This is a genomic window from Microbulbifer epialgicus, assembly GCF_041447265.1.
Lineage (GTDB): Bacteria > Pseudomonadota > Gammaproteobacteria > Pseudomonadales > Cellvibrionaceae > Microbulbifer > Microbulbifer epialgicus.
In genome coordinates, this window is sequence record NZ_JBGMEK010000039.1 from 19949 (window position 1) to 39624 (window position 19676).

Genomic DNA, 19676 nt, shown 5'->3' on the forward strand with positions numbered 1-19676 from the left:
GAGTCAAAAGTTGGTTTTCAACGCGATACCTTTTCCTGATCCATGGTACCGATGATACGTGCCAGTTCCGCTGTGCGATTGGCATAGCCCCACTCATTGTCATACCAGGTATAAATTTTGACCTGAGTGCCATTGATCACCATGGTGGAGAGCGCATCGACAATGCTGGAGCGCGGATCAGTCTTGTAATCCACTGATACCAGCGGGCGATCTTCATAACCTAAAATGTCTTTCAATTCTCCTTCGGCAGCTGTTTTTAGTAATTGGTTGACCTCTTCGGCGGTGGTGTGGCGTTCAACTTCAAAAACACAGTCTGTTAAGGAGGCGTTGGCGATGGGTACCCGCACGGCGTGGCCGTTTAACTTGCCGGTCAGTTCAGGGAAAATCGCTGCAATTGCCGTGGTCGACCCCGTTGTAGTGGGAATCAGGCTGGTCCCGCAGGCTCTAGCGCGACGCAAGTCGGTATGGGGGGCATCGAGGATAGTCTGGGTGTTGGTGATGTCGTGAATGGTCGTGATAGAACCATGCTTGATACCCAGATTTTCATGAATCACTTTTACAACAGGGGCAAGACAGTTAGTAGTGCAGGAGGCGGCGGTGGCGATCGAATGCTTGTCCGGATCGTAGATATGCTGGTTCACCCCCAATACAATATTGGGAACGCCAGCTTCTTTCACTGGAGCAGAGACAAGAACTCGTTTAACGCCTTGTTCGAGGTACGCTTGCAGGAGTGCAGTGGATTTCATTTTTCCTGAGGCTTCGATAACGAGATCACAGTGACTCCAATCGGTATCGGAGATTGCGGTATTGCCACTATATGCGACCTGCTGATCCTCGATGTCTATAAATTGACCTTTAGATTCGGCATTGTGGTGCCAGCGCCCATGGACTGAGTCAAAATTTAGGAGGTGAGCCAAAGTGTGGGCATCACCTGCGGGATCGTTAATCTGGATAAACTCGATTTCTGGCCAATCCCAGGCTGCACGTAATACAAGGCGCCCGATACGACCAAACCCATTGATTCCGACTTTTATAGTCATCTTTTTTCTCCTGGTATCCCTGTATATATGGAAAAACACATATATACAGGGAAAGTTTTACAGCTAAATGATTACTATTCTGGACATCAACAACACAAGCTTGCGCGCTCAGGCCTTCCGCCCATCTGGATCAGGTTGTGCAGATCCTTTGCGATAAAATGGTGATTCGCCTGCAGGGTGTTGTGAAGAATAGTTTTTGCCCAGTCGTCCAGTCTGGGGTTAATGCGATAGAAAACCCATTGTCCTTGACGCCGATCTTGTAGAAGATCTGCACTGCGCAGCAAGGACAGGTGCCGGGAGATTTTTGGTTGACTGAAGTTTAGTGCGGCAGTCAGTTCACACACGCAAAGTTCACCTTCGTGAGCGATCAATAAAAGAGTGCGCAGGCGGGTATCATCGGCCAGGCACTTGTAAAATTTTACTGGGTTCAAGGCTCCCCCAAAATCTCTATGCCGCTTTAGCGGCTTTTTTCTGCACGAGAACAAACAGTTTAATGCGAGTGGCTAATTCCATGACTGTTGTGTAAAAGGGCCTGAAACAATGGCGTTTGGCCGGGTCTTCAAAGTCCCATGCGATTACCTTACCGTGACCCGGTGAGGGCACATATTCCTTATGGCTTTTGTCGCACAGTGTAATCACCAAGTCAAAGTACCGGTCGGAGACCTCGTTCAAGCTCTTGGAATAGAGCCCCTTGATTGGGATACCAAAGCGCCGTAGCGCCCTCATAGCCCGAATATCTAGTGGCTCCGGGCTTGTCCCCGCGCTGGCTACTTCAAACAAGTTACCCCCGTGGTAGCGAAGTAGGGCTTCCGCGATAATCGAGCGGGCTGAATTCCCAGTACAGACAAACAGTACGCGCTTTTTCACTGCGGTGCTCCAGCCGGCTTTACACCTCTTTTTATTATATATGGAAAATCATATATTCAAAGGGGGCAAAAACCGGGTGCTGATCCCGGTTATATAGAGTGATTAAAGCTTGAACTCCGCCCAGACTGGCGCGTGGTCGGAAGGTCGTTCCATAGCGCGTATTTCGTAGTCCACTCCGGTACCGATACACTTTTCCATCAGCGGGCCACTGGCCATGATCAGGTCAATACGTAGGCCGCGTTTGGGATCGCGGTCAAATCCACGGCTGCGATAGTCGAACCAGCTAAATACATCGTCAGTTTCTGGGTTGAGGGTGCGGAAAGTGTCCATCAAACCCCAACCCTCGATTTTCTGCAGCCATTCACGCTCTTCGGGCAGGAAGCTGCATTTTCCATCTCTCAACCAGCGCTTGCGATTGGGTTCGCCAATACCGATATCGAGATCACTCGGGGAGATATTCATATCTCCAATCACCAACACAGGTGCCTCCGGTTTGCAGGTGGTCCGGAGGTATGTGTCCAAGTCTGCATAGTATTTCTTCTTGGCGGGAAACTTTACCGGGTGCTCACGGTTCTCACCTTGTGGAAAATAGCCGTTGATCACCGTGAGAGGCGCCGGGCCGCCAATATCGAACCTGCCCATCACCATACGTCGCTGGGCGCTGTCGTCATCGGTAGGAAAGCCGTACTCGCGATCGATAAATGGCAGGCGCGAGAGTAGGGCGACACCGTAGTGGGTTTTCTGGCCAAAATAGATAAGCTCGTAGCCCAGGTCTCGAATGGCATCTACTGGAAAGTCCTCATCGGTTACTTTGGTTTCCTGCAGGCCGATAATGTCGGGTTTGTGATTATCTACCAGGGCCTGCATTTGGTGCAGGCGAGTACGAATACTGTTGACGTTAAAGGAAACGACTTTCATTTCTTCCCCCAAAATAAAAAAGGTCGGGCTTGCCCGACCTAAGTGTTGGTTCGCGGTCTGGGTGCGTGTAGCGCCCCAGAATCCGTCAAATTTTAAAAATTCGCGACTTGTGGCGGGGCCTTGCTGGCCTTTTCAGCCAGTCCTATAAAGTCCGCCATTATATAGCCGGCTTCGTTCAAGATTGGATCTTTTTCCAGTTTGATTTCTACTGGGCCGCCGATAGTGGCAACATCTTCAGATTCACTCTCTTCATAGGCCTCGAAGTCTTTATAGGGTTCTAGACCTTTGGCATTGCGGCGGCGGTTTTCCATGGAGAGCAGTCTCTGGTTCACGTTTTCACGCTCCTGCTCGCGCATCACTTCATTGAGAGAAAGGTACTTCTTGTCGGCGCGCTCGCTCTCAAACTGAAACTGGTCGCGCAGGAAGATGAAATCCGGGTCGGATGCAGTGCGCTTGTTATGCTTGGTAATCAGGTTCGGAATCAGCGTCTTCAAGTTAAAGTACTTGGCGTGGGGCACGGCATGAATACGGTCCCAAGGCAGGGCGGTATCGTAGGCACTTTCACCAACACTCTCCGCGTCAATCAGCTGCGGCATGGGGATATCTGGTTTCACGCCAGCGTGCTGGGTGCTGTCACCGGATACTCGGTAGAACTTGGATTGGGTGATCTTCAGTTGGCCTTCCTTAAGTGGCGCCATAGTCTGTACAGTACCTTTACCGAAAGTCTGGTTACCCACTACCAAGCCACGGTTGTAGTCCTGGATGGCGCCAGCAAAAATCTCAGAAGCAGAGGCTGACAGGCGGTTGATCAATACCATCAGTGGACCGCGATACATTGCGCGCGAGCGCGAGCGGTTGTGCCGTGAAATCTGCTCGTTGGCATGACGAATCTGTACTACCGGGCCTTGGTCGATAAAGAGGTCAGTGAGCATCGTGGCCTCTTGCAGGGAGCCACCGCCGTTATTGCGTAGGTCCAGGATAATGCCGTCGACATTCTCTTCTTTCAACTCGCTCAACAACTTGGCTACGTCACGGGTAGTACTTTTGTAGTTGGGGTCGCGACGGCGATAGGCATCGAAGTCTATATAAAAGGTCGGCAGATTAATCACGCCGATCTTATAGTTCTTTTTGCCATCGGAGAACTCGAATACCGCTTTCTTGGCAGCCTGATCCTCCAGCTTCACTTTACTGCGTTTAATCAGAATGGTCTTGTGGGTACCGTCACCGCCGGTAGGGATAGTTTCAAGGCGCACATAGGTACCGGCCTTGCCACGAATCAGGTCTACCACATCGTCAAGGCGCCAGCCCACAACGTCGACCATTTCACCTTCTTTGTCCTGGCCAACACCCACGATCTTATCGTTGGGCTTTAGCTTGCCAGTGCGATCAGCGGGGCCACCAGCAACCAGGCGGGCGACTTTAGTGTATTCCTCATCTCCTTGCAGAACTGCGCCGATCCCCTCCAGGGATAGGGACATACTCATATTGAAGTTTTCCAGTGAGCGCGGTGACAGGTAGTTACTATGCGGATCATAGAGGCGTGTCAAAGAGTTCATATAGAGCTCAAACACATCGTCACTATTTTGCTGCTCCAAGCGTTTCTTTTGGCCTTTGTAACGGCGCTCCAGAAGGTCGCGGATCTCCTCATCGGTCTTGCCGGTGAGGCGTAGGTTTAGGACGCTGCTTTTCAGGCGTTTGCGCCACAGGTCGTCGGCAGCGCTAATGGAAGTCGGCCACGCACTTTTCTCGCGGTCGAGTTCCAGGGATTCATCGCGGGTGAAGTCAAAATTGGGCAGCCCTTTCTCCAACTGGGAGAGGATGTTATTTAGACGGTCACCCATGCGCAGGCGGAAGCGGTTGTATATCTCAAAGCCCGCCTTCACCTCGCCAGCGCGTAGCTGGTCGTCCATCCTGGTTTGCCACTCTCGGAACTCATTGATATCTGAGGCCAGGAAGTAGCTCTTGGTGGGGTCTAGAGCATCAATATATTCGTTCCAAAGGTCTTCTGACATTTCGTCTCCGACCTTGATTTTGTTGTAGTGCAGCATTTCGAGTTTGCTGACTATCTCTCTGGCAGTGCTGCCCTGGTCCTTTTCTGGGGCCAGGCGCTCGGCATCTGCCAGAGCGGTTGTGGAAAGCAGGCCAATGACCAAGAAGCCGGAAAATAGTGCGGCGATCCGATTGGTAAGCATAGGGAGTCTCTTTATACGTCCTACTTCATAGGAGGCCGACCGTTATGGCTCGGCGACCTATAGCTTAGGACAAGTATAAAGGCTGAAAGCTCCGAAGGGCATGAAATACCTCCAATCAGAGATAGATCCTTCCCTAATCCGCCATATTTAGCAAAATGGATTTCCTTTTTTATTGTTGAATAGGGTATTTTTTCTCAATTCGGGACAGCAGATATGTATAGTCATCATCAGGAACTGTCCGGCGCCATGCCCATACGGGCTCGGGATGAAAAGCTTGACCAAATAGTCAGCTCAATGTGCATACGGTAGGGCAGCTAACCGAAACCATTGATCCAAGTGACTTAATTCCCAGGCATCACTGTATCTGCTCTGGTATCAATAGTCATTTCTAGAGGGCCTGTGAACGGCAAATCTACATGGAGTGATTTGGTTTGATGGTCGATATTGTTGTCTAGCCTGATGGGTGAGTTCTCTCCAGCAAGAGAAAGCAGTGCAACCCTGGATGGCCACCTTTGAATAGTAAATTCAACACGGGGCGGCGGGGTTTCGCCCGGCTGAAAGGCCAGTTTTATGCACTTGGCCACTGAGTCATAGCGAGCCTGAGTGACCAGAACGGAAGGATAATTAATGCCGGTCACTTCAGGAGCTGCGAGTTGTTCCTGATCCCATGGCCGATTATATATCTGCCACAGGCCATCCCGGGGGTTTAGTTGGGCCCAGGGAATTAGTCCATTTGTGGATAGGCGGGTCGCGTAGGATGCTGAGCTAAGGTCGTCACACCGGCGATAATATAGGTGGCCATGTTCTCGTGTAGGGGAAAAGTGCTCTTCAACAAATTGCAGCAATCCTCCCAGGGTATCTTTATCTCCCATCTCACTGACTGCCAACAAGGTAAAGCCAAAGATGCTGATGCCCATTCGCGCAGGGTCTGGATAACCGGACTGGTTTTGCAGCAAGTCTAGCTCCACTTTAACATCCACCCTCTTACTTTTGTCTGTAAAGTCCTTTACCGTAGATTCCACGATCTCCATATAAAGGTATTCCGCATACTCGCGATTCCAGGGGTGCATGGTAACCGCCAGGGCGCTGGCCGAGGAGCTATCAATTACTGGAAGCTCCTGTCGCACCATATACATAAGCGGCAGCAGCTTCAGGTCATCTGCGCTTTTTTTGTACAGTCCGGTCTTGTGTACCCAGGCACTTTTATGGCGTTTCATGATTTCTGGTGATATCAAAGTGCCATGGATTTTATCGTGTAGCATCAGTGCCAGTAACAGGTACTGATTGCAGAAAGGGGATATTAGGTTGGGTTCGCTTTCGCACCCCAGAAAATCGTTGCACTTTAAGTCTTTTAGGGCTGCGTCGAGGATTTGCTCCTGGCTGTAGTTGAAATCCTGGGAGCCCATACCACGAAACAGAGGATGATATTCGAAACAAATTGCCTTTTGGTCGTGGTATTTTCCATCTCGATAGAGCATTTCGTACAGATACAGCATATTGAGTAGGGGACCGCTGTACATCACATTTTTATGGATCACCGGGTCTACCCAACCATTACTCAATTCCTCTTGTTCCGGATCACATAAAATGCCTCCTCTACTGGTCAACTCCCAATAGCCCCACACATCAAAGCGGAGCATCTTCTGAATCAATTGCTGAATGGCTTTCTGGTATAGCTCCCGGTATGCCGGTGTCCAATGGTATTGGGCGCTGGCAAGAGCACAGACTATCGCGTTCAACTGATAGCGATAGCTGTCACCTCCCTCCTGACCTGGCTCCAATGCCCCCATAAAACTCCAGTCACCGGGTAGCTGATGAGCAATTCGTACCAGGTGCTGAATTAGCCCTAACTGATTGGCGCTCAACTTGGGGAGTGATTCAGTTTGTTGCAAGGGCATAAGTTCAGCTCCGGCACGATGCGGCATAGGTGCAATCAGTCTAGCCCCTGTAAAGCTCCATCTACATTTATCTAGACTGTACTTTAATAAATTTTTATAAGTTATTGATACTTATATATATTTGGAGTTAAAGTAAATTGTTAGCTACTGGCTGTGCGTGAGGGAGTGTTCCCAGGCGTAAAAAAGCAGTTTAGATGAGTAGATGCTTAGTTATGACAATCTTGAGTTTTAAGCGCGCTCTTATAATAGGTTTGAGTTGACCAATATTTTGTTGCGCTTCTGTCATGGCTCAATCAGATTGACAAGAGTTAGTCTGACTACTATTTACCGGCTGTAAGCTTCTCTGACGAGCCCCTCTCAATTCGCATGGATACGCTCATGTCAAAAACAACTCCGATAGATGTGCTGATTCTTGGTGGCGGCATTCAGGGTGTAACCCTGATGCGGGAGTTGATACCAGAATATTCGGTAATACTGGTAGATGATGACCTCAGCAATGCGGAATCCCTGCATTTCCACGGTTACTTTTCCTCGGGGTGGAATGCGGCCAATCCCCGCGCTGCTGAGATCTACCGGATTGCTGCGCAGCGCTGGCACCAGGACTTGGCTAATATGAGGGTCAACAGTCGAACCACTGACTTTCATGCCGCGCTACCCCTAGAGTTTCTCAGCTCTATCGAAGGCAATTGGCGTGGAGCCGGTATCCCATTTGAAGAGGTTCCCCTGCCGCAGCCCTTTGACGCCGGGGGTCTACCCAGCCACCGCAGTTTTAGGTTCGCCGATGATATTGTATTTGATGGGGCGGAGGCTTACCGCAGTGTCGCAGACCCTCTACGCCAGCAAATTTACCGTGGACGAGTAGCGTCATTCCAGTGCGGCGACTCAGTAATAGAACGTACGACCCTGGACGTGAATGGACAAGCCTGTGAAATAGTACCTGAGTTGGTGATATCCGCCTGTGGTGCAGGCAATACCACAGTACTAGAGCAGTTGGGAGTAGATGCAGCGCTAGTACAGAATACCCAGCTGGTGAGGCCGTTGCATATGCTCCTTGCCCGCGGAATGGAGGTCCCACCTGTATCCGCTTTCCTGATGGACCTTATAGTGATGTACCACCCTCTGGAAACTGGGGAGGGGCTCTGGATTCTCACCTTGAATCCGGAAACTCCAAAAATCAGGGCGGGGATTGTCGACGTGCGTATCCCACCTGAAATAGAAAAGGATTTGGTTTGCGCATCATTTGATCGACTGTCCAGTGTGATGGGTGATTTTGAGCGTTGGGCGGAAGATTGCGACTGGAGTGTCTATGCGGGCTGGAAAACCGACGCCCCAGGCCCTGAAGGCCCCCCCCTTATTCAACTGGATTATCCTACTCCATATCACTTGGAGGATTTCGGCTGGCAAAATTTTTTAGCGGTTTGGCCTAATCACTGGGGTTTGGCAGTGGATGCGGCCAATGATACAGGGAAGTGGGTTCGAGCAAGGTTAAAAAGCAAACACCCGCAGCCTGGAGGAGAAAGTGACCTGTTTCCACATGCGGGCAAGGGCCATATGCTCCAGAATAAATGGCAGTCTGAGGACTTAAGCTGGCAACCCTGGGAGGATTTCGCCCAACAAATGGGCTATCGAAATTAGTAGTTGAAGGTCAATTGTGAACAATTCAACTTGCAGATAAATACTCAGCCCCACCTGACTTTCCTGCATAGAAGATGAAAAATACGTCAAACCAACAATAAATAGGTTGTATCTAGGCGTAATTTCTGTATGGTTACCCCTAATGTAACCGGTTACATTAGGGGTAACCGGTTAATACTGTTACAGATCAGGGGCGCAGATAATTGCCACTGAAAGAAAACGAATAAGAACCTGGCCGCTATTCCGGGAAAATAAACTGGGGCGGATTCTTGAGAAGTTTGTATGAGTAGAAAAATAAGAATGGGCATGGTCGGTGGTGGAGATGGGGCCTTCATCGGAGCTATCCACCGGATGGCAGCCGCCCTCGACGGTGAAATTGAACTTGTCGCAGGATGTTTTAGCAGTAATCCAGAGCGGGGGCGAACCAGTGGTGAGAAGCTGGGGTTGGCTGCAGACAGAATTTACCCAAGCTATCAACAAATGATCATAGAGGAATCCGTTCTCAGCCCTGAGAAGAGGATGGAGTTCGTGGTTGTGGTGACCCCCAATGACCTGCATCTGCCAGTTTCCATCGCGGCCCTTGAAGGTGGTTTTCATGTGCTTTCAGACAAACCGGCGGCTGGAACGCTTGAGGAAGTTATTGAACTGCAACGTGAAGTTTTCAGGTCTGGAAAAATTTATGGCCTGACCCACACATATGCCGCTTACCCGATGGTTTTGCAAGCGCGGGAGATGTTGAATCGCGGTGACCTTGGTCCAGTCAGGCGAGTAACCGTTGCTTACCCCCAAGGGTGGTTGGCATTATCCGGAGATTCCGCGGGTAGCAAGCAGGCCAGTTGGAGAACGGACCCAGCGCGTTCGGGAGAGAGTGGGTGTTTTGCGGATATTGGTACCCACGCGCACCATTTGGTTGAATACGTAACTGGCCAGCGAATTACGGATGTTTGTGCCGATCTCGGATCCATAGTTGAGGCACGAGCATTGGATGATGATGGTGCAGCACTGTTCAAGCTAGAAAATGGTGCCCGAGGCACTCTTACCGCAAGTCAAGTCTGTGGGGGGGAGGGCAACAATCTGAATATCAGCGTGTACTGTGAACAAGGTTCATTGTTTTGGGAGCAGGAATCTCCCAATGAGCTTCAGGTTAAACGCCGGGGACAGCCAATAGATATTTATCGTGCTGGTGCAGATTGTGACTACCTGGAAGATAAAGTCCGTTCCCGCTGCCGTACGCCGCAGGGGCACCCGGAAGGCTACATTGAGGCCTTTGCCAATATTTATCGCGATTTCGCCCAATCAGTTCGCTGTCGCTGGGATGGCCAATCAACTGAGCAGGACTCTTGTGTTGGAGATATCCAGGCTGGAGTGCGCGGTATGGCATTTGTGCGTGGAGCCTTGGAGAGCAGCCGCAAGGGTTCTTCCTGGGTGTCACTGACTCCCTATTGGGAATAGTGGGCAAAAAGTAATTTGTTTTAGTCTTTCAGTGGGCTAGGCGCTGGATGGATAATGCGGTAATGGGAAGTACCGCTGCTGGCCTTGTGCCGGGGAAATCTTGAAATGGTAGAAATTTTCAAGAGATACAAACGAGCTGGTTAGGAGGACCACTTGATTGTTAGGTAATTAAGTACAGCAGCAAAAAAGGATAACAATAATGAAGGCACCCAGAATTCAGGGGCCCGGAATATTTCTCGCTCAATTCCTGCCATCGGCCGAAGAGGCCGTCTCGTTTGAGTCCATGGCCAATTGGGCGGCAAATCTCGGTTATAAAGGTATACAGGTGCCCACTTGGGACAAGCGTATATTCGATCTGGAGTTGGCAGCGAGCAGCCAAGCATATTGCGATGACCTAATGGGAATTTGTGAGAACGCTGGAGTGGAAATTACCGAGTTATCCACTCACTTGCAGGGCCAGCTGGTTGCTGCCCATCCGGCTTATAAAGATATGTTGGATGTTTTTGCGCCAGAAGGGCTACGAGGCAATGGGCAGGAGCGCGCAGCCTGGGCGAGGGGGCAGCTTATCCAGGCGGCTCGTGCCAGCGCAAATCTGAAACTGAAATCCCATGCGACATTTTCAGGGGCTCTGCTTTGGCATACCTTCTACCCGTGGCCTCAGCGCCCAGCAATGCTAGTGGAAGAGGGCTTTAGTGAGTTAGGGCGACTGTGGCGACCGATATTGGATGCTTTTGATACAGCGGGCGTTGATGTTTGCTACGAATTGCATCCAGGTGAAGACCTTCACGACGGACTGACCTTCGAGCGATTTCTTCATGAAGTGGAAGGCCACCCCAGGGCCAATATCCTCTACGATCCCAGCCACCTGTTATTGCAGAGGATGGACTACCTAGCATTTATTGATATTTACCATGAGCGCATCAAAGCGTTTCATGTAAAGGATGCAGAGTTTCACCCTAACGGCCGGGCGGGCGTGTATGGTGGCTATGCCTCCTGGATTGATCGTCCCGGACGTTTCCGCTCCCTTGGTGATGGCCAGGTGGACTTCCGAGGCATCTTTAGCCGCTTAACTCAGTACGGCTTTGACCGCTGGGCGGTTCTGGAATGGGAGTGTTGTATTAAGGATCAGCAACAGGGAGCGAGCGAGGGGGCACCCTTTATTCGGGACCACCTGATCACAGTTGCGGAAAAGGCATTTGATGATTTTGCTGGGGGGCAAACGGATCGCGCCAGGAATCGTCGGATTCTTGGCCTGGACTAGCCCTGATAATTAGTTTCGTGAAGCCGAGAATAATGCCAGTCCATAACCAATAACAATAATTCATGCGGAGAGCAGATTGATGAGTACACCAACAAAAGCCCTGAATAGAAATATTTTTCTGGTGGGCAATCTCTCAATTTTTATGATCGGTCTTGGGTTTGCTGTAAGGGCCGCTATCGCCGGTAATTTGCAGTCTGATATTTACGATCATATCGACCTTGCCAACTCCACCGCTATGGTTGGCGAAGCACTAGGCTTCACGTTTACAGGCTTTGCACTCACTCTCTTATTTGGCAGTGCCTTAGTGGACTTGGTTGGCATCAAGAGAATGCTATTACTCTCCTCCATTGGTTATGTGTTAGGCAGCCTATTGATCATCGCTGCCTCCATGGTTAGTCCGGGAGAGGGAGTAGAGAGTCTGGTTCTCGCCGGCCTGCTACTTACCGGACTCGGTTGGGGGGCAGTTGAAGCAGCCAGTAACCCGATGGTTGCCGCTGTCGATCCGGAAAATAAGACTCACCGCTTGAATGTGCTACACGCTTGGTGGCCCGCCGGTATCGTGGTGGGTGGCCTGCTTGGATTAGCAATTTCCGCTCTTGATCTCCCCTGGCAATTAAACCTGGTTGTTCTGGCGCTACCGGCTGTTGTGATGGCTTGGCTTGTTGCTACGACAGAGTTCCCGGTAACTGAGCGGGTCTCTTCCGGCATTAGCTATGGCGAGATGTTTAAGGAGGTGTTTAAGCAGCCGATGTTTATTGTGCTGTGGGTGTGCATGTGGCTTACGGCTGCAACGGAACTTGCACCTGGCCAGTGGGTAGACCTCACACTTTCACGTGTTGTAGGTATGAAGGGTATCCTGATTCTGGTGTATGTGAGCATGTTGATGTTTGTTATGCGTCATTTCGCTGGAAAACTGGCTAAAAAACTATCTACTGTCGGGCTTCTATGGCTGAGTAGCTTACTCGCTGCAGTAGGACTCTATTGCTTGGGAATGGCCCGCACCCCATTAACCGCATTCCTTGCGGCAACAGTCTGGGGTATTGGTGTCTGTTATATGTGGCCCACCATGCTTGCCACCGTTTCCGAGCGTTTTGTACGCGGTGGGGCACTGTTTTTGGGATTGCTGGGTTTTGCCGGGGGCATGGCAATTCAGTTTGCCCTACCAAAACTCGGTGCGATTTTCGATAGCGCCAAGATTGAGGCGGCCGGAGGCATTGAGGCTTTCGAAAAGCTTAGCGGGGATGAGTTGGATGCTGTATTGGTAACTGCTTCCGTGGAGTCTTTTCAATCGTTGGCTGTTGTTCCCCTAATCTTACTGCCGATATTTGCTTTCATCTGGCTTTGGGATCGTAGGCAGGCAGCTAGTAAAAAGGAAGGTAGTTTAGATAATAGTGCGAGCACTACTGTGGGTAACCAGTAGATTATGTTTGCCTACCAACCTGAAGATCAGTCGTCTGTTACAAGCAATTAACGGAAAAATATGTCAAACATTCGCGAAGTAGCACGTCGCTCCGGTGTTTCGGTCGCGACTGTATCTCGGGCCCTGAAAGATCCGCAGATGGTTTCTCCGCAAACCAGGGAGAAGGTGCTCAAAGCTGTGGAGGAGACTGGTTATCGGCCAAACCTCCTGGCGAGGAATTTTAGCTCCGGCAAGTCCTTTGCAGTGATGGTATTGGTTCCAAACATCGCCAACCCATTTTTCTCCAAGGTGATCCGGGGAATAGAAAAAGCTGCACAAGACCAAGGGTATTCTGTGTTGCTAGGGGATACCAAGGGGGAGCCAGCTCATGAGCAGTTTTATGCAGGAATGGCGCTCACAAATCAGGCTGATGGACTGATCCAACTAGACAGCCGTTATCCATTCGCCGAAAAAGATGCAGCGGTGGCGGCGTCGATCCCTATGGTGAATGCCTGCGAGCGCATCGTTGATGATGATCGCTACCCAGTAGTTGAATTGGATAACTGTGGCGCAGCACAGGCTATGGCTCGCCATCTGGTTGAGCTGGGGCACAGCCGCATCGGAGTGATTACTGGGCCATTAAAGAGCCCGATTGTACGGGATCGACTGGCCGGGTTTGACGAGGAGTTACACAGACACGGTCTCGCGTTGAACTCCCAACTGGTAGTAAATGGCGAGTTCACCATGTCATCCGGTGCTGTGGGTGCCGAAAAGTTGCTTTCCGCCACTAGTGCGCCCTCTGCCATTTTTTGTATGAATGATGAGATGGCCATTGGCGCCATTCATCAGGCGAAGAAGATGAGATTGCGGGTACCTGAAGATGTATCGGTAACGGGTTTCGATAATATTGAGTTCTCTCAATTTACCGACCCTCCACTCACAACCATTGACCAGCCTGCAGAGGAATTGGGCCGCTACGCCATGGAGACACTGCGTCAAATGATTGATGGTAAGCCCATGAAATCCAGCCGAACCATTTTGCCTTTTGAACTGGTAGTGCGTGGTAGTACCGGCCGCTGTCAAGATTGATCGAACTTCTACTGTTACGCCTTGTAGAGATGAACTGAATAGATAACCAACAATTCATGTGGAGATAACAACGATGAAAAATTTCACTGAGACGAGCCCTAGCACATCTTTGCTGGCAGCTGCAGCACTGCTCCTCTCTATAGGGGGCTGTGAGCAGGTGCCTGATAAAGTCGATATGCAAGCCGATCACCAATGGCGATATTTATTTGATGGCGAGACCCTGCAGGGCTGGACCGGTACAAATGGCTCCCATGTAGGCGAGGCGTGGCAGGTCATTGACGGAAATCTGGTACTTACTTCTGGTGGAGCCGGAGATATAGTCACTGCTGACCAGTTTGCTGATTTTGAGCTGGAGCTAGAGTGGAAAATATCCGAGGGCGGTAACAGTGGCATTATGTATCGAGTTGCGGGAGGCAAGGCTCCAGTCTGGATGACGGGCATGGAATACCAAGTGCTGGACAATAGTGCCTTCCCAGATCTCGAAAAGCTCAGCCATAGTGCAGGGTCGGTATTCGATATGTATGCGCCCAGTGAGGATGAAGTCAAGCCTGCCGGTGAGTTTAACAAAACGCGTATCCGTGTAGAGGACGGTCGGGTCGAGCACTGGCTGAACGATAGTATGGTTGTCAGCTATGAACTGTGGTCTGAAGATTGGGATAAGCGTCTCGCCAAAAGCAAATTTTCTGCTTACCCGGGTTTTGCCCGTAGCGAGAGGGGCTTTATTGCCTTGCAAGACCACGGTGACAAAGTCTGGTATCGCAACATCAGAATCCGGGAGCTGTGAGCCATGGGAATTTCGGGAATCGGCATTTGGCAAATTCTGATTGTCCTTATGTTGGCGGTACTGTTTTTTGGTAGCGGCAAGATCCGTCGCCTGGGGGAGGATCTTGGCGGTGCTATTAGCGGTTTCCGCCGGTCACTTCGGCAGAGTGAGGGAGAAAGCTTTGAGGCCAACTCTCAGGAGAATCTGTCTGGAAGGTTAATTCAGACTGGGGAGCGGCAATGAAACGCAGAACGTTTTTGCAGGGCAGCGCCGGCTTGGCCGCAGCTGCCTTCGCATCGCCCTTGTTGGGTGACAGTGAGCGAATCACTGGTATCCAGAAGAGCGGTTTTTTCAAAATTTCCCTGGCTCAATGGTCCCTGCACAGACAGCTGCGCAGCGGGGCCCTGAAGGTGCTGGATTTCCCTATCAAGGCAAAAAATACCTTTGCTATTGATGCAGTGGAGTATGTGAACCAGTTTTTTTCCGATAAAGCCAGAGATCGTAAATTTCTCGCAGATTTAAAAGCTCGGGCGACGGATCACGGTGTCACGAGCTTGCTGATTATGGTAGATGCCGAAGGTGACCTAGGTAACCTTGACAAGAACGAAAGGCGGCAAGCAGTAGAAAATCACTTTCAGTGGGTTGAAGCTGCCAAGTATTTGGGTTGTCACTCCATCAGAGTCAATGCAGGCGGGCAGGGCAGTAGCGATGAAGTGCGCAAGGCCTGTACGGTAGGGTTACGCGCTCTCGCAGAATTTGCGCAGGATTTTGATATTGATATCGTGGTAGAGAATCACGGTGGCTATTCCTCCAATGGGCTCTGGTTATCCCAATTGCTGCGAGAGGTGGATATGCCTAACTGTGGCAGCCTGCCTGATTTTGGTAATTTTGGTGAATACGACCGTTATCTGGGCGTGCAACAGTTGATGCCTTTTGCGCGAGGAATCAGTGCAAAAAGCTTTTCTTTCGACGAAAAGGGTAACGAAGTAAATACCGATTTTGCTCGTATGCTACGGATTATTCGAGATGCTGGCTACAAAGGGTATATCGGTATTGAGTACGAGGGCTCAGGCGATGAGGACTGGGGGATCAAGGCCACTCAGAAGCTGTTACTTAGTTTGTCGCAGCAACTGGAACTGCCTACAGGCTAAATTTTAAATAAATTTTCTGTTACAGATGTAAGGTTATTTTCTTGGGGGGCATGTGAAAGATGATGAATTTTTTCTTAGTCTCAAGACCCGAGAAACTATTAAAAACTTTTAGTTTTACACCTGGTTAAAAAACAAAAAAAATTTAACGAAGAATGTAACCGGTTACAGTTTTCTGTTAAAAATAAGTCGAAATTTAACGAACAAGACAAAAATAATTGAAGTAGGAGAGAGGCGATGCCGAATGAGGACTTCGAGAAAAAAGTTTATGACGCACTAATTGTTGGCTCTGGAGCCGGCGGCGGTATGGCGGCTTACGTGCTCGCGACCGCTGGATTAAAGGTGCTGTTGCTGGAGGCAGGGCGTTCCTATGACCCTGTCAAGGAAACGCCCATGTTCAACCTGCCCAAAGATGCACCACTGCGCGGCGGCAGCACTCCGGAAAAGCCGTTTGGCTTTTACGATGCCACAGTGGATGGCGGTTGGCAGGTGCCTGGTGAACCCTACACTCAGGCATCAAATAAACCAAATCAAAAATTCGACTGGTGGCGGGCGCGTATGCTTGGAGGCCGCACCAACCACTGGGGGCGAATCTCCTTACGTATGGGTGAGTATGATTTTAAGCCTTACTCGCGGGATGGACTCGGCTTCGACTGGCCCATCAGCTATGCAGAACTAGCGCCTTATTACGATAAAACTGAGATGTTAATCGGGGTTTATGGGACCAACGAAGGTCTGGAAAATACTCCCGATTCATCCGATGGCGTGCTGTTGCCACCACCAAAGCCCCGCGCTTATGAATTGTTGGCGAAAAAGGCTTGTGACGAGCTGGGCATCCCTGTAATCCCTTCACACTTGGCCATTCTAAGTGAACGCCTGGATCACGAGAATATACCGCAGAAGCTTTTCCCGAATAACAAACTCGCCCAGGACGTGACACGGGAATCAATGAAGTCTCGTGCGGCTTGTTTCTGGGCCACACCCTGTGGGCGCGGTTGCTCCATCAAGGCGAATTTCCAATCGACCACAGTGCTGCTGCCACCGGCATTGGCTACAGGCAACCTGGATATCGTTACTGACGCCATGGTGCGCGAAGTCACCGTTGATAAGAAGGGCAATGCCAACGGGGTTATTTACATCGATAAAAATACCCGTCAGGAAAAGTTTGCCGGTGCCCGCGCTGTTGTTGTTGCAGCCAGTGCCGCCGAGACTTCGCGTATTCTTCTCAATTCAAAAAGTACCTTATTCCCGGATGGCCTCGCTAATGGCAGTGGTGTCGTAGGTAAATACTTGATGGATACCGTTGGCGCCGGAGTGGGTGGCCAGATTCCAGCCCTGGAAAATATGCCCGCCCATAACGAAGACGGCGCATCTGCGATGCATATGTATATGCCCTGGTGGCTGTACAAAGAGCAGTTGCGCGGAGACTTGGATTTTGCGCGGGGTTACCACATTGAATTCGGTGGTGGCCGTAGTATGCCGGGCGCCGGTGCCTTCGGCGGTATGGGTAACTTTACCGAAGGTGCCTATGGCAAGGACTTGAAAGAGGCCTGCCGTCGCTACTACGGCTCCTTTGTATGGTTCGACGGTCGCGGGGAAATGATCCCCAATGAGGATAGCTACTGTGAAATTGATAAGGACCAAGTTGACCAGTGGGGTATCCCGGTCCTGAAGTTCCACTGGAAGTGGAGCGATCAGGAACTGAATCAGGCTGCCCATATGCACAAAACCTTTGCCGAAATTATCGAAGGTATGGGAGGCAATGTGACCTCTACTGTGCAGACTGATGGTGCCAAGGCAATTATTAATGGTGGTGCAATTATCCACGAGGTCGGCACCGCGCGTATGGGTTCCAATCCTAAAGATTCTGTGCTCAACCCTTATTGCCAGTCTTGGGAGGTTCCCAATCTGTTCCTTACCGACGGCGCTCCGTTTGTTTCCAACGCCGATAAGAACCCAACCTTGACCATCATGGCCCTGGCTTGGCGTACCTGTGACTATATCGTGGACCAGTTCAAGAGGAGGAATATCTGATGAGCGAGGAAAAAACCAACCTGGGCCGCCGCAATGCCCTGCGTTTGATTGCTACCACCGCCGCTGCAGTCCCCGTCATTGGCTGCTCAGAGAAAGTCGCTGAAAAGGTTGTGGTAAAGGAGGACAAGCCTGCGGTAAAACCCGCAGTTAAAAACCTGGATGCTCCGAAACAAACTTTAGCCAGGGGCACGCCCACTGACCCGGATCTACTCAATCCAGTCGTGCCTTGGGAGATGCAACTGGATGCGACTGAACTGGCAGTACTGGCAGCGCTTTGCGATGTTATTATTCCCGCAGATGAAATTTCCCCGAGTGCGTCTTCGGTGGGGGCTCATCACTACATCAATGAGTATGTCAGCGCGCCTTATTCCAATAATAAAGCGGATCTTGTCACGATTCGCGGAGGGGTCGTCTGGCTGGATAGCGAGTCCAGGCGCAGATTTGAAGGTTCTTTTGTTGAACTGAATAACTCTCAGAAAACTGCAATCTGTGAAGATATTAAGTGGACTCGTACCGCAAAACCGGAGTTCCAGGCGGGTGCGCGATTCTTTGCCAAGGTCAGAGTTCTCGCTTCTACGGCTTTCTATACCACAGAAGAGGGAATGGCGGATATTGGCTACGTGGGCAACCGACCAATGGCCAGCTTCGCAGGTCCCCCCCCAGAAGTACTGAAACGCCTTGGGTTGGACAGCTGATTCATTAGCTTAACTAAAAAGCCCCAGGGAACGGGGCGTGTCAGGTAACAAATGAGTGAGCCAGAAGTACGTAAAACATTAGGTTTTATTCCCTTGCCCCGGTAATGCTCCATTATTGGCCTGAGAGGAGAAGCGGGTCTGGACAACTGCTTGTTCAGGCCGCCGTATTTATGTGGGGCTGACTTACAGTTCTTGTCTCACCGCAACTCTTGTACGCGGACAGACTGATGTATCTGCGTGTCCCAGACTCAGAGAAAACCTATCGTGATCAGTAAAAGAAAATTCCTGAAGTACTCTTTCCTGGGCACCGCTACCGCTTTGGCTGCGCCACCAGTGACTGCCATGGCTAGACATCATACGAAGAGGGGAAACAAGCCCATTGTGGTTTCAACCTGGAATCACGGTGGTCCCGCAAATGAGGCAGCTTGGCAGGTTCTCGCGGAGGGTGGCAGAGCCTTGGATGCGGTTGAGGCCGGTGCGCGGGTACCGGAGGCGGACCCACAAGTGACCAGTGTGGGCTACGGCGGTTTACCTGATCGGGATGGTGTGGTCACACTGGATGCCTGCATCATGGATGAAAAGCAAAATTGTGGCTCAGTAGCGTTTTTACAGGGTATTAAGCACCCCATTTCGGTTGCGCGCAAGGTGATGGAGGAAACCCCGCATGTGATGTTGGTGGGTGAGGGAGCGCAGCGTTTTGCGGTGGAGCAGGGCTTTGAAATTGAAAACCTGCTAACGCCTAAAGCCGAAGCAGCCTGGCGTGAGTGGAAGCGAGAATCCCACTACCAGCCGGTGATCAATATCGAGAACCACGATACTATCGGCATTTTAGCCTTGGATCAGGATGGCAATCTTTCAGGTGCCTGCACTACCAGCGGAGCTGCTTTTAAGATGCATGGACGGGTAGGGGATTCCCCCATTATTGGTGCCGGGCTCTACGTTGACAATGAAGTGGGTGCGGCCACTGCCACAGGCATGGGTGAACTGATGATTAAAACTGTCGGTTGCCACCAGGTTGTAGAGTTGATGCGTCATGGCTATACACCAGAGGAAGCTTGCCGTGAGGCGGTGGAGCGTATTGCACGTAAGCTTGGAGACTACAAGAAGTTCCAGGTTGGTTTTTTAGCTCTAGATAAAGCCGGTAATTATGGTGCCCACTGTATTCACCCCGGTTTTAATTACGCGGTGCGCGATTCAAAGGGTACCCAAATGACGGACTCGAAGAGTAAACTGGGATAGCCGCCACTGTTACGTTTTCATTGGGACAAATGCTATAAAGCAACTT

General features: G+C 50.7%; 17 protein-coding genes. 11 read left to right on the top strand and 6 right to left on the bottom strand.

Translation table 11 applies throughout. The features are described from left to right. Window positions 1-17: 17 nt before the first annotated feature. The 6 genes from ACCI49_RS15740 to ACCI49_RS15765 all read right to left on the bottom strand — a co-directional run bounded on the left by ACCI49_RS15740 (window position 18) and on the right by ACCI49_RS15765 (window position 6915). Entirely contained in the window at window positions 18-1040 is a 1023-nt protein-coding gene (locus ACCI49_RS15740; protein WP_371840031.1) for an ArsJ-associated glyceraldehyde-3-phosphate dehydrogenase, read from the bottom strand. Between the two features lie 86 nt (window positions 1041-1126). After that, window positions 1127-1471, bottom strand: a complete 345-nt coding sequence (locus tag ACCI49_RS15745) for a metalloregulator ArsR/SmtB family transcription factor (RefSeq protein ID WP_371840032.1) — start codon at window positions 1469-1471, stop codon at window positions 1127-1129. 16 nt (window positions 1472-1487) lie between these two features. Further along, window positions 1488-1907 (bottom strand): arsenate reductase ArsC, encoded by a 420-nt coding sequence (locus tag ACCI49_RS15750; protein ID WP_371840033.1) that lies wholly within the window; start codon window positions 1905-1907, stop codon window positions 1488-1490. Window positions 1908-2009: 102 nt separating this feature from the next. Further along, on the bottom strand, window positions 2010-2825 hold the full coding sequence (xthA, locus tag ACCI49_RS15755; protein ID WP_371840034.1) for an exodeoxyribonuclease III: 816 nt from the start codon (window positions 2823-2825) through the stop codon (window positions 2010-2012). Window positions 2826-2917: 92 nt separating this feature from the next. Next, a complete protein-coding gene (locus ACCI49_RS15760; protein WP_371840035.1) occupies window positions 2918-5017 on the bottom strand; it encodes a carboxy terminal-processing peptidase in 2100 nt (699 codons plus the stop codon). Window positions 5018-5358: 341 nt separating this feature from the next. After that, window positions 5359-6915, bottom strand: a complete 1557-nt coding sequence (locus ACCI49_RS15765; RefSeq protein ID WP_371840036.1) for a linalool dehydratase/isomerase domain-containing protein — start codon at window positions 6913-6915, stop codon at window positions 5359-5361. 378 nt (window positions 6916-7293) lie between these two features. Between ACCI49_RS15765 and ACCI49_RS15770 the strand changes: the two genes are divergently transcribed. The 11 genes from ACCI49_RS15770 (at window position 7294) to ACCI49_RS15820 (ending at window position 19630) form a co-directional block, all read left to right on the top strand. Beyond that, the gene (locus ACCI49_RS15770; protein ID WP_371840037.1) at window positions 7294-8550 is read left to right on the top strand and encodes an FAD-dependent oxidoreductase; all 1257 of its coding nucleotides are present in this window, start codon (window positions 7294-7296) and stop codon (window positions 8548-8550) included. Between the two features lie 282 nt (window positions 8551-8832). Then, window positions 8833-10002, top strand: coding sequence for a Gfo/Idh/MocA family protein (locus ACCI49_RS15775; protein ID WP_371840038.1), 1170 nt, complete (start codon window positions 8833-8835; stop codon window positions 10000-10002). Window positions 10003-10201: 199 nt separating this feature from the next. Then, complete coding sequence (locus tag ACCI49_RS15780; protein WP_371840039.1) at window positions 10202-11263, top strand: sugar phosphate isomerase/epimerase family protein; 1062 nt, start codon at window positions 10202-10204, stop codon at window positions 11261-11263. Between the two features lie 79 nt (window positions 11264-11342). Further along, window positions 11343-12683 carry an MFS transporter gene (locus ACCI49_RS15785; RefSeq protein WP_371840040.1) on the top strand — a complete coding sequence of 447 codons (1341 nt, stop codon included), beginning with the start codon at window positions 11343-11345 and terminating at the stop codon, window positions 12681-12683. Window positions 12684-12743: 60 nt separating this feature from the next. Beyond that, a complete protein-coding gene (locus ACCI49_RS15790) occupies window positions 12744-13751 on the top strand; it encodes a LacI family DNA-binding transcriptional regulator (RefSeq protein WP_371840041.1) in 1008 nt (335 codons plus the stop codon). A gap of 73 nt (window positions 13752-13824) precedes the next feature. Continuing rightward, window positions 13825-14535 (top strand): 3-keto-disaccharide hydrolase, encoded by a 711-nt coding sequence (locus ACCI49_RS15795; protein ID WP_371840042.1) that lies wholly within the window; start codon window positions 13825-13827, stop codon window positions 14533-14535. 3 nt (window positions 14536-14538) lie between these two features. Continuing rightward, complete coding sequence (locus ACCI49_RS15800; RefSeq protein ID WP_371840043.1) at window positions 14539-14757, top strand: twin-arginine translocase TatA/TatE family subunit; 219 nt, start codon at window positions 14539-14541, stop codon at window positions 14755-14757. Beyond that, on the top strand, window positions 14754-15665 hold the full coding sequence (locus tag ACCI49_RS15805; protein WP_371840044.1) for a sugar phosphate isomerase/epimerase family protein: 912 nt from the start codon (window positions 14754-14756) through the stop codon (window positions 15663-15665). Before ACCI49_RS15800 ends, ACCI49_RS15805 begins: the two co-directional genes overlap by 4 nt. Window positions 15666-15899: 234 nt before the next feature. Next, complete coding sequence (locus ACCI49_RS15810) at window positions 15900-17696, top strand: GMC oxidoreductase (RefSeq protein WP_371840045.1); 1797 nt, start codon at window positions 15900-15902, stop codon at window positions 17694-17696. Beyond that, on the top strand, window positions 17696-18391 hold the full coding sequence (locus ACCI49_RS15815) for a gluconate 2-dehydrogenase subunit 3 family protein (RefSeq protein ID WP_371840046.1): 696 nt from the start codon (window positions 17696-17698) through the stop codon (window positions 18389-18391). Before ACCI49_RS15810 ends, ACCI49_RS15815 begins: the two co-directional genes overlap by 1 nt. 264 nt (window positions 18392-18655) lie before the next feature. Next, complete coding sequence (locus ACCI49_RS15820; RefSeq protein WP_371840047.1) at window positions 18656-19630, top strand: isoaspartyl peptidase/L-asparaginase family protein; 975 nt, start codon at window positions 18656-18658, stop codon at window positions 19628-19630. Window positions 19631-19676 lie beyond the last annotated feature (46 nt).

What these genes read in the sequence shown, in the direction of transcription:
- ACCI49_RS15740 (WP_371840031.1), bottom strand. Translation starts at nt 1,040, where the DNA reads ATGACTATAAAAGTCGGAATCAATGGGTTTGGTCGTATCGGGCGCCTT.
- xthA (WP_371840034.1), bottom strand. Translation starts at nt 2,825, where the DNA reads ATGAAAGTCGTTTCCTTTAACGTCAACAGTATTCGTACTCGCCTGCAC.
- ACCI49_RS15760 (WP_371840035.1), bottom strand. Translation starts at nt 5,017, where the DNA reads ATGCTTACCAATCGGATCGCCGCACTATTTTCCGGCTTCTTGGTCATT.
- ACCI49_RS15765 (WP_371840036.1), bottom strand. Translation starts at nt 6,915, where the DNA reads ATGCCCTTGCAACAAACTGAATCACTCCCCAAGTTGAGCGCCAATCAG.
- ACCI49_RS15770 (WP_371840037.1), top strand. Translation starts at nt 7,294, where the DNA reads ATGTCAAAAACAACTCCGATAGATGTGCTGATTCTTGGTGGCGGCATT.
- ACCI49_RS15775 (WP_371840038.1), top strand. Translation starts at nt 8,833, where the DNA reads ATGAGTAGAAAAATAAGAATGGGCATGGTCGGTGGTGGAGATGGGGCC.
- ACCI49_RS15780 (WP_371840039.1), top strand. Translation starts at nt 10,202, where the DNA reads ATGAAGGCACCCAGAATTCAGGGGCCCGGAATATTTCTCGCTCAATTC.
- ACCI49_RS15785 (WP_371840040.1), top strand. Translation starts at nt 11,343, where the DNA reads ATGAGTACACCAACAAAAGCCCTGAATAGAAATATTTTTCTGGTGGGC.
- ACCI49_RS15790 (WP_371840041.1), top strand. Translation starts at nt 12,744, where the DNA reads ATGTCAAACATTCGCGAAGTAGCACGTCGCTCCGGTGTTTCGGTCGCG.
- ACCI49_RS15795 (WP_371840042.1), top strand. Translation starts at nt 13,825, where the DNA reads ATGAAAAATTTCACTGAGACGAGCCCTAGCACATCTTTGCTGGCAGCT.
- ACCI49_RS15800 (WP_371840043.1), top strand. Translation starts at nt 14,539, where the DNA reads ATGGGAATTTCGGGAATCGGCATTTGGCAAATTCTGATTGTCCTTATG.
- ACCI49_RS15805 (WP_371840044.1), top strand. Translation starts at nt 14,754, where the DNA reads ATGAAACGCAGAACGTTTTTGCAGGGCAGCGCCGGCTTGGCCGCAGCT.
- ACCI49_RS15810 (WP_371840045.1), top strand. Translation starts at nt 15,900, where the DNA reads ATGCCGAATGAGGACTTCGAGAAAAAAGTTTATGACGCACTAATTGTT.
- ACCI49_RS15815 (WP_371840046.1), top strand. Translation starts at nt 17,696, where the DNA reads ATGAGCGAGGAAAAAACCAACCTGGGCCGCCGCAATGCCCTGCGTTTG.